Source organism: Paraburkholderia sp. WC7.3g (assembly GCF_050436345.1).
In the GTDB taxonomy this organism is placed as follows: Bacteria; Pseudomonadota; Gammaproteobacteria; order Burkholderiales; family Burkholderiaceae; genus Paraburkholderia; species Paraburkholderia podalyriae.
In genome coordinates, this window is record NZ_JBNDMA010000002.1 from 3,604,688 (window position 1) to 3,619,379 (window position 14,692).

The 14,692-nt window shown below is 64.0% G+C and carries 14 protein-coding genes, 2 tRNA genes and 2 pseudogenes; 10 read left to right on the top strand and 8 right to left on the bottom strand.

The features are described from left to right. Positions 1–405: 405 nt before the first annotated feature. Positions 406–1,980, top strand: a complete 1,575-nt coding sequence (locus tag OKW43_RS28025; RefSeq protein ID WP_429451028.1) for a UbiD family decarboxylase — start codon at positions 406–408, stop codon at positions 1,978–1,980. Between the two features lie 46 nt (positions 1,981–2,026). Next, on the top strand, positions 2,027–2,707 hold the full coding sequence (locus OKW43_RS28030; RefSeq protein ID WP_429451030.1) for a LysE family translocator: 681 nt from the start codon (positions 2,027–2,029) through the stop codon (positions 2,705–2,707). 72 nt (positions 2,708–2,779) lie between these two features. Here OKW43_RS28030 and OKW43_RS28035 read toward each other — a convergent pair whose 3' ends face one another. From OKW43_RS28035 to OKW43_RS28045, 3 genes are all read right to left on the bottom strand, one after another. Continuing rightward, on the bottom strand, positions 2,780–3,745 hold the full coding sequence (locus OKW43_RS28035; RefSeq protein ID WP_429451032.1) for a threo-3-hydroxy-L-aspartate ammonia-lyase: 966 nt from the start codon (positions 3,743–3,745) through the stop codon (positions 2,780–2,782). Between the two features lie 207 nt (positions 3,746–3,952). Further along, positions 3,953–4,261: a hypothetical protein gene (locus OKW43_RS28040; protein WP_429451034.1), complete on the bottom strand. Its 309-nt coding sequence runs from the start codon at positions 4,259–4,261 to the stop codon at positions 3,953–3,955. Between the two features lie 381 nt (positions 4,262–4,642). Then, positions 4,643–4,804, bottom strand: a complete 162-nt coding sequence (locus OKW43_RS28045; RefSeq protein WP_171910228.1) for a hypothetical protein — start codon at positions 4,802–4,804, stop codon at positions 4,643–4,645. Between the two features lie 271 nt (positions 4,805–5,075). Here OKW43_RS28045 and OKW43_RS28050 point away from each other — a divergent pair, with 271 nt between their 5' ends. The 3 genes from OKW43_RS28050 (at position 5,076) to OKW43_RS28060 (ending at position 7,151) form a co-directional block, all read left to right on the top strand. Further along, complete coding sequence (locus tag OKW43_RS28050; RefSeq protein WP_429451037.1) at positions 5,076–6,011, top strand: Rossmann-like and DUF2520 domain-containing protein; 936 nt, start codon at positions 5,076–5,078, stop codon at positions 6,009–6,011. 96 nt (positions 6,012–6,107) lie between these two features. Beyond that, on the top strand, positions 6,108–6,428 hold the full coding sequence (locus OKW43_RS28055; protein ID WP_429451039.1) for an EthD family reductase: 321 nt from the start codon (positions 6,108–6,110) through the stop codon (positions 6,426–6,428). A 159-nt stretch (positions 6,429–6,587) separates the two neighbouring features. Then, positions 6,588–7,151 (top strand): YggT family protein, encoded by a 564-nt coding sequence (locus OKW43_RS28060; RefSeq protein ID WP_187638433.1) that lies wholly within the window; start codon positions 6,588–6,590, stop codon positions 7,149–7,151. A 58-nt stretch (positions 7,152–7,209) separates the two neighbouring features. Here the strand turns inward: OKW43_RS28060 and OKW43_RS28065 are convergent. Then, a pseudogene (locus OKW43_RS28065) lies at positions 7,210–8,928 on the bottom strand (methyl-accepting chemotaxis protein). 223 nt (positions 8,929–9,151) lie between these two features. On the opposite strand from OKW43_RS28065, the gene OKW43_RS28070 reads away from it, so the two are divergent. Together OKW43_RS28070 and trmB are read left to right on the top strand one after the other, a co-directional pair. Next, positions 9,152–9,225, top strand: a tRNA-Gly gene (locus OKW43_RS28070). A gap of 126 nt (positions 9,226–9,351) precedes the next feature. Next, positions 9,352–10,161, top strand: coding sequence for a tRNA (guanosine(46)-N7)-methyltransferase TrmB (trmB, locus tag OKW43_RS28075; protein ID WP_429451041.1), 810 nt, complete (start codon positions 9,352–9,354; stop codon positions 10,159–10,161). A gap of 68 nt (positions 10,162–10,229) precedes the next feature. Here the strand turns inward: trmB and OKW43_RS28080 are convergent, their stop codons facing one another. The 3 genes from OKW43_RS28080 to OKW43_RS28090 all read right to left on the bottom strand — a co-directional run bounded on the left by OKW43_RS28080 (position 10,230) and on the right by OKW43_RS28090 (position 12,137). After that, positions 10,230–11,066: an undecaprenyl-diphosphate phosphatase gene (locus OKW43_RS28080; RefSeq protein WP_429451043.1), complete on the bottom strand. Its 837-nt coding sequence runs from the start codon at positions 11,064–11,066 to the stop codon at positions 10,230–10,232. Between the two features lie 89 nt (positions 11,067–11,155). Further along, the gene (locus tag OKW43_RS28085; RefSeq protein ID WP_429451045.1) at positions 11,156–11,749 is read right to left on the bottom strand and encodes a DUF1439 domain-containing protein; all 594 of its coding nucleotides are present in this window, start codon (positions 11,747–11,749) and stop codon (positions 11,156–11,158) included. An 85-nt stretch (positions 11,750–11,834) separates the two neighbouring features. Beyond that, on the bottom strand, positions 11,835–12,137 hold the full coding sequence (locus OKW43_RS28090) for a YkgJ family cysteine cluster protein (protein ID WP_429451047.1): 303 nt from the start codon (positions 12,135–12,137) through the stop codon (positions 11,835–11,837). A gap of 193 nt (positions 12,138–12,330) precedes the next feature. Here OKW43_RS28090 and OKW43_RS28095 point away from each other — a divergent pair. The 3 genes and pseudogenes from OKW43_RS28095 to OKW43_RS28105 form a co-directional block, all read left to right on the top strand. Then, positions 12,331–12,978 (top strand): annotated as a pseudogene (locus OKW43_RS28095) (oxygen-independent coproporphyrinogen III oxidase); the annotation flags it as partial. A gap of 96 nt (positions 12,979–13,074) precedes the next feature. Further along, positions 13,075–13,159: transfer RNA gene (locus tag OKW43_RS28100), tRNA-Leu, on the top strand. 530 nt (positions 13,160–13,689) lie between these two features. Further along, complete coding sequence (locus tag OKW43_RS28105) at positions 13,690–14,052, top strand: hypothetical protein (protein ID WP_429451049.1); 363 nt, start codon at positions 13,690–13,692, stop codon at positions 14,050–14,052. A gap of 195 nt (positions 14,053–14,247) precedes the next feature. Here OKW43_RS28105 and OKW43_RS28110 read toward each other — a convergent pair whose 3' ends face one another. Then, the gene (locus OKW43_RS28110) at positions 14,248–14,679 is read right to left on the bottom strand and encodes a hypothetical protein (RefSeq protein ID WP_429451051.1); all 432 of its coding nucleotides are present in this window, start codon (positions 14,677–14,679) and stop codon (positions 14,248–14,250) included. Positions 14,680–14,692 lie beyond the last annotated feature (13 nt).

Consider the following 14,692-nt stretch of genomic DNA (forward strand, 5'->3'; position numbering starts at 1 on the left):
TGGTGGACGCTGGTGAGGACTTCAATAATGCCGTTCCACCCTGCAGGGGAAGTAAAACGGTGACGCGTTGCGTCTAGGGACCGGGGCGACGGTAAAAAGGTTAACGGCCTGCGACCAATGTGGACGGATTCTATGCACGCTTTTATAGATCGTCAACACTATAGAATGAAAAATCTATAACTATTTGTAATTATGAACAGTGTTCAGTCGGGCCGAAACCGCGTGCAACGCGCGTTTTCAGCGATCCGACCCTGGCTGTCAGAAACAGACCATTTGGTCGATCTACGTGCGCTAGCTAACGCAGGTAAAATCGACAATCGCTTTTTTGCGCCGGACAAGGACCACCGTCGTCCCTCCTGCGTTTCCAGTCCTATGCGCCGTGCATGCGGCCCTGAACGGTTACAGATGAAATACAAAGACTTGCGCGATTTCATCGGCCGCCTCGAGACGATCGGTGAACTGCGCCGAATCTCGCAAAAGGTATCGCCGAATCTCGAAATGACCGAACTCTGCGACCGCGTGCTGCGCGTGGGCGGGCCGGCCCTGCTGTTCGAGAACACCGAGCGGCATGCGTTCCCCGTGCTCGGCAATCTGTTCGGCACACCGCGCCGCGTCGCGCTCGGCATGGGCATCGATGCCGAAGCGAACGCAGGCGACCAGGCGGCGCTCGAATCGCTGCGCGACGTCGGCCGGCTGCTTTCCGCGCTGAAGGAACCGGAGCCGCCGAAAGGCTTCAAGGACGCGGGCAAGCTGTTGTCGCTAGCGAAGGCGGTGTGGGACATGGCGCCGAAGACGGTCAGCGCGCCGCCCTGTCAGGAAATCGTCTGGGAGGGCAACGATGTGGACCTCGCCAAACTGCCCATTCAGACCTGTTGGCCGGGCGATGCCGGACCGCTGATCACCTGGGGTTTGACCGTCACGAAAGGGCCGAACAAGAGCCGACAAAACTTGGGGATCTATCGCCAGCAACTGATCGGGCGTAACAAACTGATCATGCGTTGGCTCACGCATCGCGGCGGCGCGCTCGATTTCCGTGAGTTCGCGCTGAAAAATCCCGGCAAGCCGTATCCGGTGGCGGTCGTGCTCGGCGCGGACCCGGCGACGATCCTCGGCGCGGTTACGCCGGTGCCCGACACGCTGTCCGAATACCAGTTCGCCGGGCTGCTGCGCGGCGGGCGCACCGAACTCGCGAAGTGCATCACGCCGGGCGTCGACGGTCTGCAGGTGCCCGCGCGCGCCGAAATCGTGCTCGAAGGCTTCATCTATCCGCAGGAAGGCGCGCCCTCGCCCGCTCCGGCCGGCGCGCCGCCGCGTCCGTCGAAGGGTACGTCCGCCAGGTACGAACACGCGCTCGAAGGCCCGTACGGCGATCACACCGGCTACTACAACGAACAGGAGTGGTTTCCGGTCTTCACGGTCGAGCGCATCACGATGCGCCGCGACGCGATTTATCACTCCACCTACACCGGCAAACCACCCGACGAGCCCGCTGTACTCGGCGTCGCGCTGAACGAAGTATTCGTGCCGCTGCTGCAGAAGCAGTTCACCGAGATCACGGACTTCTATCTACCGCCCGAAGGCTGCAGCTACCGCATGGCGATCGTGCAGATGAAGAAAAGCTACCCCGGCCACGCGAAACGCGTGATGTTCGGCGTGTGGAGCTTCCTGCGGCAGTTCATGTATACGAAGTTCATCGTCGTCGTCGATGAAGACGTCAATATCCGCGACTGGAAGGAAGTGATCTGGGCGATCACCACCCGAGTGGACCCGACGCGCGACACGGTGGTCGTCGATCGGACGCCGATCGACTATCTCGATTTCGCGTCGCCAGTGGCTGGCCTCGGCTCGAAGATGGGGCTCGACGCGACCAACAAGTGGCCGGGCGAAACCGACCGCGAGTGGGGCCGCCCGATCGTGATGGACGACGCGGTCAAGCAGCGTGTCGATAGCTTGTGGAACGAGTTGGGCCTCGACCTTTAACGCTCGCCGGACAACACAATCAATAACGGACGGAACGCTCGCGCGGATGCACCCTTTTTCAATGATGTCGGACGGATTTTTTCTGTCCTTGTCGCTGTGCCTCGACATCGGGCTCGTCAATGTCGCAATCATTTCGCTGACGCTGTCGCACGGCTTCCGGCCGGGCTTCTGGCTCGGCCTTGGCTCGTGCGTCGGCGACCTGATTTACGCGACGCTCGCGCTCGCGGGCATGGCCGCGCTGCTGCAGTTCGAGTCGGTGCGCTGGGTCGTGTGGATCGGCGGCGCGGCGATCCTGCTGTTCCTCACCTGGAAGATGGCGCGTGAAGCGATGTTCCCGGCCACGGCTGCCGCGGTCGCCCGCGAAGGCGACGCGGCTGCGCCGCATCGATCGGCATGGCGCGGGTTTCTGCGCGGCGTGCTGCTCGCGGTGTCGTCGCCGTCGGCGATTCTATGGTTCGCGGCGGTCGGCGGCGCGCTGATCGCGAAGACCGGCGCGACGACCCCGGCGACCGCGCTGATCTTCCTCGGCGGCTTCTTTCTCGGCGGTCTGTGCTGGACGCTTTTTATCTGTGGACTCGGCAGCCACGGACGCAAGCGCGCCGGCACCGGTCTGCTGCGCGCATGTCACGTTCTGTCGGCGCTGCTGTTCGCGTATTTCTCGTACAGCGTGATCGTCAACGGGTATCACGACCTGATCGTGCAAAGCACCGCGCAAGTGGCAAGCTGAAGCGGCTCACCGACAACAAAACGGCTCGCATCGGCGAGCCGTTTTTCCTTCATGCGACTCTGCGTGAGGCGCTCATGCGAGGTAGTGCGCGAGCTTCGGCAGATCGACGTTGCCGCCGCTCACCACCACGCCGACGCGCTTGCCCTTCACCGGCACGATGCCGTTCAGTACCGCCGCCGCCGCGAGGCAACCGGTCGGTTCGACGACGATCTTCATGCGCTGCGCGAAAAAGCGCATCGTGTCGATCAGTTGGGCGTCGCTGACCGTTTCGATTCGCGCGACCAGCCGACGGATGATGTCGAACGTGTAGTCGCCGAGATGCGTCGACGCGGCGCCGTCGGCGATCGTGCGCGGCGCGTCGATATGCACGATCTCGCCGCGCGCGAGCGATTGCTGGCCGTCGTTGCCCGCTTCGGGTTCGATGCCGATCACCGTGCAAGCCGGGCTCAGCGCGGCCGCCGACAACGCGCTGCCGCTGATCAACCCGCCGCCGCCGAGGCAGACGAACAACATGTCGAGCGGGCCGGTTTCGTCGATCAGCTCCTTGGCCGCAGTGCCTTGCCCGGCGATCACGTGTGGATGATCGTACGGTGGAATCAGCGTCATGCCGCGCTCGTCGGCCAGGCGCCGGCCGATTTCCTCGCGGTTTTCCTTGTAGCGGTCGTAGGTGATCACTTCACCGCCGTAGCCCTTCGTCGCGGCGACCTTAGCCTCGGGCGCGTCGTGCGGCATCACGATCGTCGCGTGAATGCCGGCGAGGCGCGCCGATAGCGCGATCGCTTGCGCGTGATTGCCCGACGAATAGGTCAGCACGCCGGCCTTGCGCTGCTCCGCGTCGAAATGCGAAATCGCGTTGTATGCGCCGCGGAACTTGAACGCGCCCATACGCTGGAAGTTTTCGCATTTGAAGAAGACCGACGCGCCAGTGCGCTCGTCGAGCGTGCTCGACGTCAGAACGGGGGTGCGGTGCGCGACGCCTTCGAGACGGGCGGCTGCGTCGAGGACGTCATCGAAAGTGGGAACGGGAAGCGCTGGCATCGGCGAAACTCTCCTGGAGCGGGGCAAAACAGCCATTCTCCCAGCTTCTCCGCTGCTTTGGAAAGCGGCTTGCGCGAGGACCCACCACCGTCGCGGGCCGACGCGGGCCGACGCGGACCGGCAGCGCCAAAGAAAAAACGGCGTAACCCGGCGCATCGGCCGGGGTTACGCCGTCGAGATTCCCGCGCGCCTCATGCGCGCCCGCGCTTAGCGGCGATAGTAGGGGTGTCCGTAGTAGCCGCGATAGCCGTGGTAGTAGCCACGGTAATAAGGATGGCCATACCTGTAGTAGCCTCCGACCACGACCGGAACTGGCGCATACACCGGTGGGGGCGGCGCGTAGTAGACCGGCGGGGGCGGGGGCGCGTAGTAGACCGGCGGCGGCGCCGCATAGACCGGATAAGCCGGCGCAATCGGCACCCCAAGGCCGATACCGACGGAAACACCTGCCTCCGCAGCCCCGGCAAGTCCCAGGCCGAGTGCGGCTGCAACGACAAACGGAATGATCTTTTTCACTTTTGTTCTCCTAGCGCGGCCAAGGTCGCCGACTGCACATGCCTCGCATGCGGTGAAATCAATGTATCTAAAAAGCCCCGGCTGAACTGTTCGCATTTGTTGCAAATTGCAATGGGCGAGCCGAAGCGTTTTGCCGAGCGCCGCGCGAGCGCACATACGCGCCGCCGCGACGACGGCGAAATGAGCCGGGAATCAAGGGCTTGCACGCAACTGAAGGGCCGCGCGTCATAGGTCTGATCGAAGGCGCGGGTTTGAGTTCGCGCATCGGTAATCTTTAATTACAAATTCGCTTCAAACCTGACAGCCGGAGGATTTTCCCAATAAAAATGCCCGCCTCGATTGCTCGAGCCGGGCACTTCCTCACCTGCGAAGACCGCGTGACTAGCCGACCTTCACGTACGCGAATTCGCGGGACACGTTCGGCGGCACATACGCGCCGCTGATCCGCACGCGCGGCGTCAGGCGCTTTTTCTGATCCCACCAGCGACGGCGCTGGGCGTGCGTCAGGAACCGCAAGTGCTTTCGGTAAGAAAAAATACTCATATCGACCCTCCCGAATTTTCTGACTGCGAACTAAGTACGAAAAAAACAACTAAACCGGCTCATCGACCACTGTTCCTGTCACGTACGATTGTGGGCACTTTTCACACCAATGGGCGTCGCGCCACCCCATGACCGACCGCTAGCGCCATATCGCCCGCAAGCTCATCCGACGACAGCTGTCTCACCCGCAAGGGGCCGGACCGCGCGCGCTTCGCCAGATGCGCGATACTGCTGCTTTCCCGTTCACACGATCCGTCTGGAGCAGGCGACCATGTCCCAGCCTTCCTTGCCGCGCGTCGGCTTCATCGGCGCGGGGCGGCTCGCGCGCTGTCTCGCGCTCGCGTTTGCGCGCGCCGGCTATCCGGTCACCGCGGTGGCGAGCCGCTCGGCCGCTTCCGCGCGCCGGCTCGCCGCCCAGATCGCACACTGCGCGGCCTGCGACGATCCGCAACAGGTTGTCGACGCCGCCGATATCGTTTTTTTAGCCGTTCCGGACGACAACATCGGTACGACAGCGCACACACTCCGCTTTGCAGGCGATGCGACAAGCCACTCCGGCCAGGCGCTGGTGCACTGCAGCGGCGCATCGCCGGTCGAGTTGCTCGCGCCGGCCCGCGACCAGGGCGCCGCGATCGGCGGCTTTCATCCGCTGTATCTATTTAGCGGTGAGCTTGCCGATCTCGAGCGCATCGCCGGCTGCTCGGTGACGATCGAAGCCGACGGCGAGCTGAAAGAGACGCTGACTGCGCTCGCGCTCGCGCTGCGGTGCCGTCCGCTGTCCATTCCGCCGGGCGGCCGCATGCTGTATCACGCCGCCGCGCACTACGCGGCGAGCTTCGCGCTATGCAGCCTCGCCGAATGCGTCGGCTTGTGGCGCACGCTGGGCTTCGCCGAAGACGACGCGCTGCGCGCGCTGCTGCCGATGCTCGCCGGCACGATCGAAACCGCGCGCGACAAGGGCCTGCCCAACGCGCTCGCGGGTCCGGTATCGCGCGGCGATACCGGTGTCGTGGAGGAGCAGCTCGCGCTGCTGGAAGGATTCGGCGGCGACCATGCTGCGCTGTACGGTCTGCTGACGCGCCGCGCGGTCGACCTCGCCCGACGTCGCGCCAGGCCGCCCGCGACGATTGAAGCGATCTCCGAAGCTGTGGAAGAATCGCTGGGCCGCTCGCTGAATCAGGCCGCGGCAGGTGCAAGCGTGAAGTAAGCCGTGATAATGTGACGTCCGGCGCGCCGGGCGAACCACATGCGAACCACGCGACGACCGGCGCCGCGCTTCGGGATCAACAGACGAGAACGCACAATGATCAAGGTCAGCATCCTCTACCCGTACCGGGAAAATGGCCGCTTCGACATGGACTACTACTGCGCGACCCACATGCCGCTCGCGGCAAGGCTGTTCGGGCCGGCGCTGAAAGGCTGGTCGGTCGACGCGGGCCTGAACGCCGGGCCGCCCGGCACGCCGCCGCCTTACGTGGCCGCGGGTCACTTCCTGTTCGATAGCGCGGACGAGTTCTATAAAGTGTTCAAGCCCGCGTCCGAGCAACTATTAGCGGATATCCCGAACTACACCGACGGCGGCAACGGCACGATCCTGATCAGCGAGGTTCGGATTTCCGTGTGATGCCGGACAGACAGCCATCGGAAGGGCGCGCGCAATGGCGTCGAACTTCCAGTTGGCTAACCGGGTAAGTCCAGTAATCCGCCGGCACGCGCCGATCGGGCGACGCCGGCAGCCCACGGCCGGCCCTCGGCCGTCATATCAGAAGCATAAGGACACGAGATGTTTGGCGATATCGCCCGTTTTCTGCTCAATACCGTTTTCACGTTGTTTGGCGCGGCGCTGCTGTTGCGCGCGTGGCTGCAGGTCGTGCGCCTGCCGCCGTACAACCCGGTCTCGAACGCCGTGCTGCAGGCGACCAACTGGATCGTGCTGCCGCTGCGGCGCATTCTGCCGAGCACACGCAACATCGACTGGGCGAGCGTGGTCGCGACGCTGATCACCGCGATTATCTACGTCGTCCTGATGATCGTGCTGACCGGCGCCGATCCACTGACGCTCGTGCCGACGCTGCTGATCGTCGCGGTGCTGACGGCGATCAAATGGGCGCTCAATCTGATCATCTGGATGACGATTCTGATGGCGCTGCTGTCGTGGCTCAATCCGCGTTCGCAGGCGATGCCGATTCTCTATCAGCTGACCGCGCCGTTTCTGAATCCGCTGCGCCGCGTGCTGCCGAAATTCGGCGGCATCGATCTGTCGCCGATCCTGCTGTTCGTGATCGTGCAGGTGCTGCAGATGGTTGTCACGCGCGCGGCGGTTCAGCTGACTTATTTCGTGATCTGAGCTGATCGCGCGGGTAGGTCGGCTAACGCTCGACGCCGAGCCGCGCGCAAGCCGTCGGTCAAAACGTACCCCAGTCACTCTCGGCAGCCGCGGTCGCCGCCGCGCGCTCGCGCGCAGGCGCGGCGATCGCCGGCTGTGGCAACGTCAGCTTGTCGACGCGTGCGCGTGCCGGCGCTTACGTCGGCGCCGGCTTCGATCCGGCCGCCGCGAAACCGCGGCTCTCCCCCGTCCGGAACACCGACACCGTCTGCTTCATATTGCGCGCCTGCACTTCGAGCGATTGCGCTGCTGCCGCCGCCTGTTCGACGAGCGCCGCGTTCTGCTGTGTGGTCTCGTCCATCTGCGTGACGGCCTGGCCGACCTGGTGGATGCTGCGGTTCTGCTCCTCGGAGGCCGTCGCGATCTCGCCGACGATATCCGACACGCGATGGATCGCGTCCTTGATATCGGTCATCGTTGTGCTGACTTCGGCCACTTGCCGCGTTCCGCCCTCGATGATCGCGACCGACGTCGTGATCATCTCCTTGATCTCCTTGGCCGCGCTCGCCGAGCGCTGCGCGAGATTGCGCACCTCGCTTGCGACCACCGCGAAGCCGCGCCCCTGCTCGCCCGCGCGCGCCGCCTCGACCGCCGCGTTCAACGCAAGAATATTGGTCTGGAACGCGATGCCCTCGATCACGCCGGTGATTTCCGAGATCCTGGTCGAGCTGCCGCTGATCTCGCCGATGGTCCGCACCATGCCCTCGACGGCAGTATTGCCGGTGTTGGCGACCTGCGCCGCCTGAGTCGCGAGCGCGCTCGCGTTGCGCGCGTTGTCGCTGTTGCGGCTGACGGTCTGCGTCAACTCCGACATGCTCGCCGCGGTCTGTTCGAGCGAAGCGGCCTGCTCTTCGGTGCGCGCGGACAGATCGATGTTGCCGCCCGCGATCTGCTGCGAAGCGATGCTGACCGACTCGGCGCTTTCGCGGATCGAGTCGATCGTCGTCGCGAGACGCTGCTGCATGTGCGCGACCGCCCGCAGGATGCTGCGCTCGTCAGTGCTGTCGGTGTGCAGGCGCTGGCTCAGGTCGCCGCTCGCGATCTGCTCGACGAGCTTCGCGACTTCGGCCGGTTCGCCGCCGATCTGCCGCACGACCGCGCGCGTCACCAGCAGCCCGAGGCCGATCGCGATCGCGACGCCGACGAGCGCGCAGCCCGCGATCCACCACGTCACCGAGCGGACCATGTCGACGCCGTTCGCGACGCGCTGCCTCGCCAGTTCGTCGCGCACGTCGGACAGCTTGATCATCAGCGTGCGCAGCTTGACATGCAGCGGATCGGTGGTCGATTTGAGCTCCGCGAGCGCGCCGGTCTGATCGCCCTGGTCGGCAAGCGCCATCACTTTCGCGACCGAACTCATATAGGCCGGATAGGCGGCGTCGAAGTCGCTCAGCAATTGCTTTTGCGCGTCAGTGGTCGCGTGCTTGCGCTCGTAGCCGAACGCCGACAGGATCGCCGCTTCGCCGCCGTGATTCAGGCGCACCGTATCGGCGCGGCCGGCCGGCTCCGGATTCAGAATGTACGAATACAGGCGCCGGAAGTGCGAGGCGGCTTGCCAGGCGGCGGTGCCATCGTCGCGCACCGGCACGAATTCGCGGTCGTACATCTCGGTTTGCATCGTCGCGAGTTCGCGCACCTTCAGCACACCGACCGTGCCGACGATGGCCGTCACGAATGCGCACAGCAACAACGAGCCGACAAGCTTCTGGCTCAGCTTCAGATTGGAAAGCCACTGCATCTTGGGAAAGTCTCTTGATCAGGAGGGGAGCGCCGGGCTCGTGCTGGCTTCCGGTTTCGAAAGCGCACGGCGTTGGGAACCAGGCGGGTTAACGGCAAGCGGAGACGGTATCTGAAGGTCAGTGCCGTTCGAACCGTCGAAGCGAAAAGACGGGTTTGCTGTTCGCGCGCGCGAACCATACCCCTGCCCAAACGGGCGAAATCCCTGTAAAATCTTGCCTTTCGCGGGCGTCGTATAATGGTAATACCCTAGCTTCCCAAGCTAGAGCCGTGGGTTCGATTCCCATCGCCCGCTCCACTTTCCGGCTGAGTGTTCAGCGCAATCCAGCAAGAGCCGCCTCCCTGAAGGCGGCTTTTTTGTAGTGGCAACGGCCCGGCATAGTGCGCGCGACGCGCAGCCCTCACCCTTGCAGCAGCATCGACGATGATCCACGATCCAAACGACTCCGGCCTCCCGGACGACTCCCCGACACCCATGAGCGCAGGCGCCGACCAGCCCACCGGCAACCATGCGGACAATGCCGATGGCACGCCGGGTGCAGCGCCGGCAGATACGCTGTATCACCGCCGCATTCGCAGCTTCGTCACGCGCGCCGGTCGCGTGTCGACCGGCCAGCGCCGCGCGCTCGATGAGTTCGGTCCGCGCTTCGTCGTACCCTACGCGCCGCAGCAGCCCGACTGGACCAGCGTGTTCGGCCGACAGGCGCCGCGCATACTGGAGATCGGCTTCGGCATGGGCGCGACCACCGCGGAGATCGCCGCGCAACGTCCCGCCGACGATTTCCTGGGCGTCGAAGTCCACGAGCCCGGCGTCGGCGCGCTGCTGAAGCTGATCGGCGAACTGTCGGTGACGAACATCCGCATCATCCAGCACGACGCGGTCGAAGTGCTCGAGCACATGATCGCGCCCGACAGCCTCGACGGCGTGCACATTTTCTTCCCCGACCCGTGGCACAAGGCGCGCCATCACAAGCGCCGGCTGATCCAGCCGAAGTTCGTCGCGCTACTCATGTCGCGTCTGAAGCCGGGTGCGTATCTGCATTGCGCGACCGACTGGCAGAACTACGCCGAACAGATGCATGAAGTGCTCGGCGCCGATCCGTTGCTCGAGAACACCGCCGACACCTACGCGCCGCGGCCCGACTACCGTCCGGTGACGAAGTTCGAGCGGCGCGGCCTGCGGCTCGGCCACGGCGTGTGGGATCTCGTGTTCCGCAAGCGCGGCGCCGCGTAACGCGACGAGACGGCAAGCCAACAAAAAAGGTCCGCATATGCGGACCTTTTTTCATCGCGCGGCAGGGCTCAATCGGCCCAGCTCAACCCGCCGCTATAACCGATCAGCAGGATCAGCAGGCCGAAGCCGATCCGATACCACGCGAACACCGTGAAGTCGTGCGACGCGACGTAGCGCAGCAACCAGCGTATGCAGATGAACGCACTGACGAACGCCGCCGCGAAGCCCAGCGCGAAGCTGCCGAGCGCATCGGCGGTGAGCAGATGCCAGTCCTTGTACAGCTCGTAGGCGGTCGCGCCGAAGATGATCGGAATCGCGAGAAAGAATGAAAACTCGGTCGCGGCGCGACGCTCGATGCCGAACAGCATGCCGCCGATGATCGTGGAGCCCGAACGCGAGGTTCCCGGAATCAACGCGAAGCACTGCGCGAGGCCGACTTTCAGCGCATCGAGCGGGCTCAGATCGTCGATGCTGCGCACCCGCACCGCCGTGTCGCCGCGCGCACGCTGACGCGCCTCCGCCCACAGAATCACGACGCCGCCCGCGACCAGCGCGAACGCAACCGGCACCGGCGAGAACAGGGCCTGCTTGATCGACTTTTCGAACAGCAGGCCGAGCACGACCGCCGGAATCGTCGCGATGATCACGTTCAGCGCGAAGCGGCGCGCATCGGGCCGACTCGGCAGACCCACGATCACGGTGCCGATGCGGCGGCGAAACTCCCAGCACACGGCGAGAATCGCGCCGAGCTGGATCACGACATCGAAGGTCTTTGCGTGTTCGTCGGAGAAATCGAGCAGACTGCCGACGACGATCAGATGCCCGGTGCTCGACACCGGCAAAAACTCCGTCAAACCCTCGACCACGCCGAGAATCAGCGCCTTGCAAGCCAGTAGCCAGTCCATCCGTGCCCCTTATCGCGGTAGGTTGTCGCAACGAAGAGGGCCGCGCGGTCATCGCTGGCATGCGCGGCCCAGGCGGCCGCGCGTGCGCGTCATTTTTCGACGATCTGCACGCGTATGCCGTTTGTAAGGATGGTGATTGTACCGGGTTCGTAGCTCACGCCGGCAAATTGCAGTTGCTCGGGTTTGAACGTGTAGATCGGATAGTTGGTCAGCAACTGGGTCGCGAGCAGCGCCGCGGCCGCGTTGATCTGCTGCGTGTAGGCCTGCGCCTGGCCGCTCACGCTGACGTTATCGACACTTGGCGACTTGAGGATCACCGAGCGGCTCGCGACGTCGTACGCGAGTTCGCTCGACAGCGTGAATACACCATCGACCGGCTGTTGCAGGAACGGGCTCGCGAAACGCGCATCGAGTTTCACCTGCACCCGGTTCGCATCGGGCAGCATGCCCACCACCGGATTGCTCAGCGCGACCTCGAACACCTGCGACACCGTGCGCTGATACGGGAACTTGCGCTGCACGGCCTCCTGCACCTGCTGTTGCGAGAACGTGTAATGCGACGGCATAAACGGAAACATCGGGCTCGCGCATGCCGCGAGCGACACAGTGATGCCAAGCACGCTGCTGCCAGTCAGCGCTGCGCGCAAAAAGCGGCGCCGGGCCGGCGCTGCGGGTCGAGTCATGCGAAATCTCCTGTGGACGCCCTTGCGGACATCGGCTTGCGTCGGCGGGGTGTGGTTGGCGACGGCGCTGACCGCGTGCCGCGCGTCATGGATGGGATGCCGGTTGCGTTTGCGCTTCGAGTTGCGTGAGCCACGCGAGCGCTTCACCGCGATTCGCGCCGCACATCTCGAGTTGCGGCTGCAGACCCGAGCAGCACGCGGGCCGCTCCGGCCGACCGAAGATCGCGCAGCGCAGATCGTCGCCGAGTTGCACGCAGCGCACGCCCGCCGGCTTGCCGTTCGGCATGCCCGGAATCGGACTCGAAATCGACGGCGCGATACAGCACGCGCCGCAATCGGGAAGGCACGCGTGATCGTCCACCCGTGCGCTGTTCAACCTTTGATCCACGTCATCTTTCCTGAACTCAAACCTTGGCAACGCGTTGCCAGACCCGCATTGTGCCACTGCCGCCCACCGTCCGATCCCGCTCATGTCCCAAGCCGACACCCTGTTCCGCCCCGACCTGCTCGCGCGCTACAGCGCGAATGGTCCTCGTTATACGTCCTATCCGAGCGCGCCGCAGTTCCGCGCAACGTTCGACACGATGCACATGCCACAGCTCTTCAAGATGCAGCGCCAGATGGATTCCGCGACGCTGCCGTCGAGCGAACAGCGGCTCGCTCTGCTGCAACGGGTGGTCGAACGGCAGACGCACGCGGGTTCTGTCCACATCGGCATGGATCACTTCGCGCTGCCTGGCGACGAACTCGCTCGCGCGCAGGCACGGCGCACGCTGCACCGCAATTTCCAGGGCTACAGCACGCGGGCCGAGTGCGATCTGATCGGCTTTGGCGCATCGTCGATCGGCAAGGTCGGGGACGTGTACGCACAGAACGCGAGAGCGCTGCCCGCTTACGCCGACGCGATCGATGCGGGCCGGCTCGCGATCGCGCGCGGCGTCCGCCTGTCCGCCGACGACCGTCTGCGCCGCGACGTGATCACGCAGCTCATGCGCAACCTCGAACTGCGCTTCGACGAATTCGAGACGGCGTACGGCATCCACTTCGCCGACACGTTCGCGCCGGAACTCGCGCGTCTGCGTTCATTCGAGGACGACGGGCTGATCTCGCTCAGCGCGCGCAAGCTCGAAGTGCGGATGGCCGGCCGCATGCTGGTGCGCAGTCTCGCGATGGTATTTGATCGCTATCTCGGCGAGCAGACACTCGAACGGTTCTCGCGCACGGTCTGAGCGGGCGAAAGCAGTCGGCTTGCCCGTCCACCGATTTTCGGCCATAATCGGCGTCTTCTTCGCGCGCTGATCTCCCCCATGCGCGCCGCAGTATCTGCCCAGGTGGTGAAATTGGTAGACGCAGGGGACTCAAAATCCCCCGCCGCAAGGCGTGCCGGTTCGATTCCGGCCCTGGGCACCAAATCTCTCGAAGCCTTTTCTGGCTTAGATTTCCAGCAAAGCTCCCGCCCTAGGAAATTTCCCACAGGAAAACGCAAAAAGCCGCTTTCCCACAATTTTCCCACACGGCGTGGCCCCTTTCTTATATGCGCAGGCTGACATTTCGTCGGATGCGGCAGGCCCACAGACTTGGCCTGCGTTGCGCCCCATTGCATTTGAGCGCCTGCAACCGCAGATGCCGGACAATCGTCTGGCAGCTGCCCTTCCCCAACTCGAGCTGCACATTCGTCGGCCTCGGCCTTCGCCGTTGCTTTCGTACCCGCCGCACGCGCGCGCGACATCGGGAGCCGGATATGACCTCAAGAAGCGTCCCAGCCGCCGTGGCCAGGCACATCTCGTGTAGTCACCCGTCGGGATTTGGTAACAAAAACTGCGTGGAAATCCTGCGCCGCTAAGCCATCCTGCGACCGTCAGCCAAACGACGGAGGCCATCAGACTATGGAAACAACTTGCCTTGACAGCACGTCGTCAGACGTTCGCACTGTGCTGCACATGTCACCCGCCGTGATGGCGGCGGCAATCGTGTCCGCACAGAAATGCGGGCTAAGCCTGCGCGAGTGGCTCGACCGTGCTGTCGCGAGCCTCATTGCCGACGACCATCCAGAAGGTGCGGCGCCATGGTCGCTCCAGTCGGCCGACCTTTTTGCAGATGTGGCGAACTGCTCGCCGGAGCTTCTTCACGGCCGGTGGTCGCTGCTTTTCGAGCGGGTGCAACTAGAGCGCGACCTTTGGCATCAGCCGGAGCAAACGGGGCAAGAGATGAACGACGGCGAGTTGCCGGGGGCTCCGTATATAGTGCCCGCTCGGCTGCGGAAGGCGTGGCCGCGATTGGTGGCAGGGGTGTTCTGCGTCTGAGCAGCCCACTGTCTTGACAGATATTTGTCCAGACAGCAAGTTTGAACAGCAGGCGCCACATTTCGGCGGCGCGCGACCATGATTATTCCGAGCCAGAAGGTAGCAGGGGCGAGCGGAGCACTTTCTGAATTCGCACCCACTCTGCCCGGATGAACTCATGTTCCTCACGGGCAATCGCTGCATCGCGCAATACGTTCAATGGGTACCCATATTCAATCCGGCCGTCACCTGAGGCAGGTCAATAATGGCTGACTCACCGAGTTCATCCTCGAAATCGGTGTAGACAATCTTCTTCTGACCTTTCGGTATCAACTTCACGAGCGCCCGCAGCCTGCGTCGTACCGTTTCCAGCATGGGAACAGTCACATCGTCCCACCAGTCATCGCTTGCCACGCTCTGTATGAGTACCATCTGCGCGTACTCCGTCTTGTACGTCACAACGCGAGCGAAGTGCCCTTTGTAATGCGGGTAGTTGACATCGAAGCGCCTGGCGATAAAGTCAGCATGGTCGTTGTTCTTGGCAAAGATGATGGTCTTGCCGAGCCGGTCGCCACCCGCCGTCTTGTGGCCCTTCGTCATCACCACTTCCAGGGCTTTATCCACGGCGCGATCAAATTTGAAGTGCAACACCTTGCTCGTG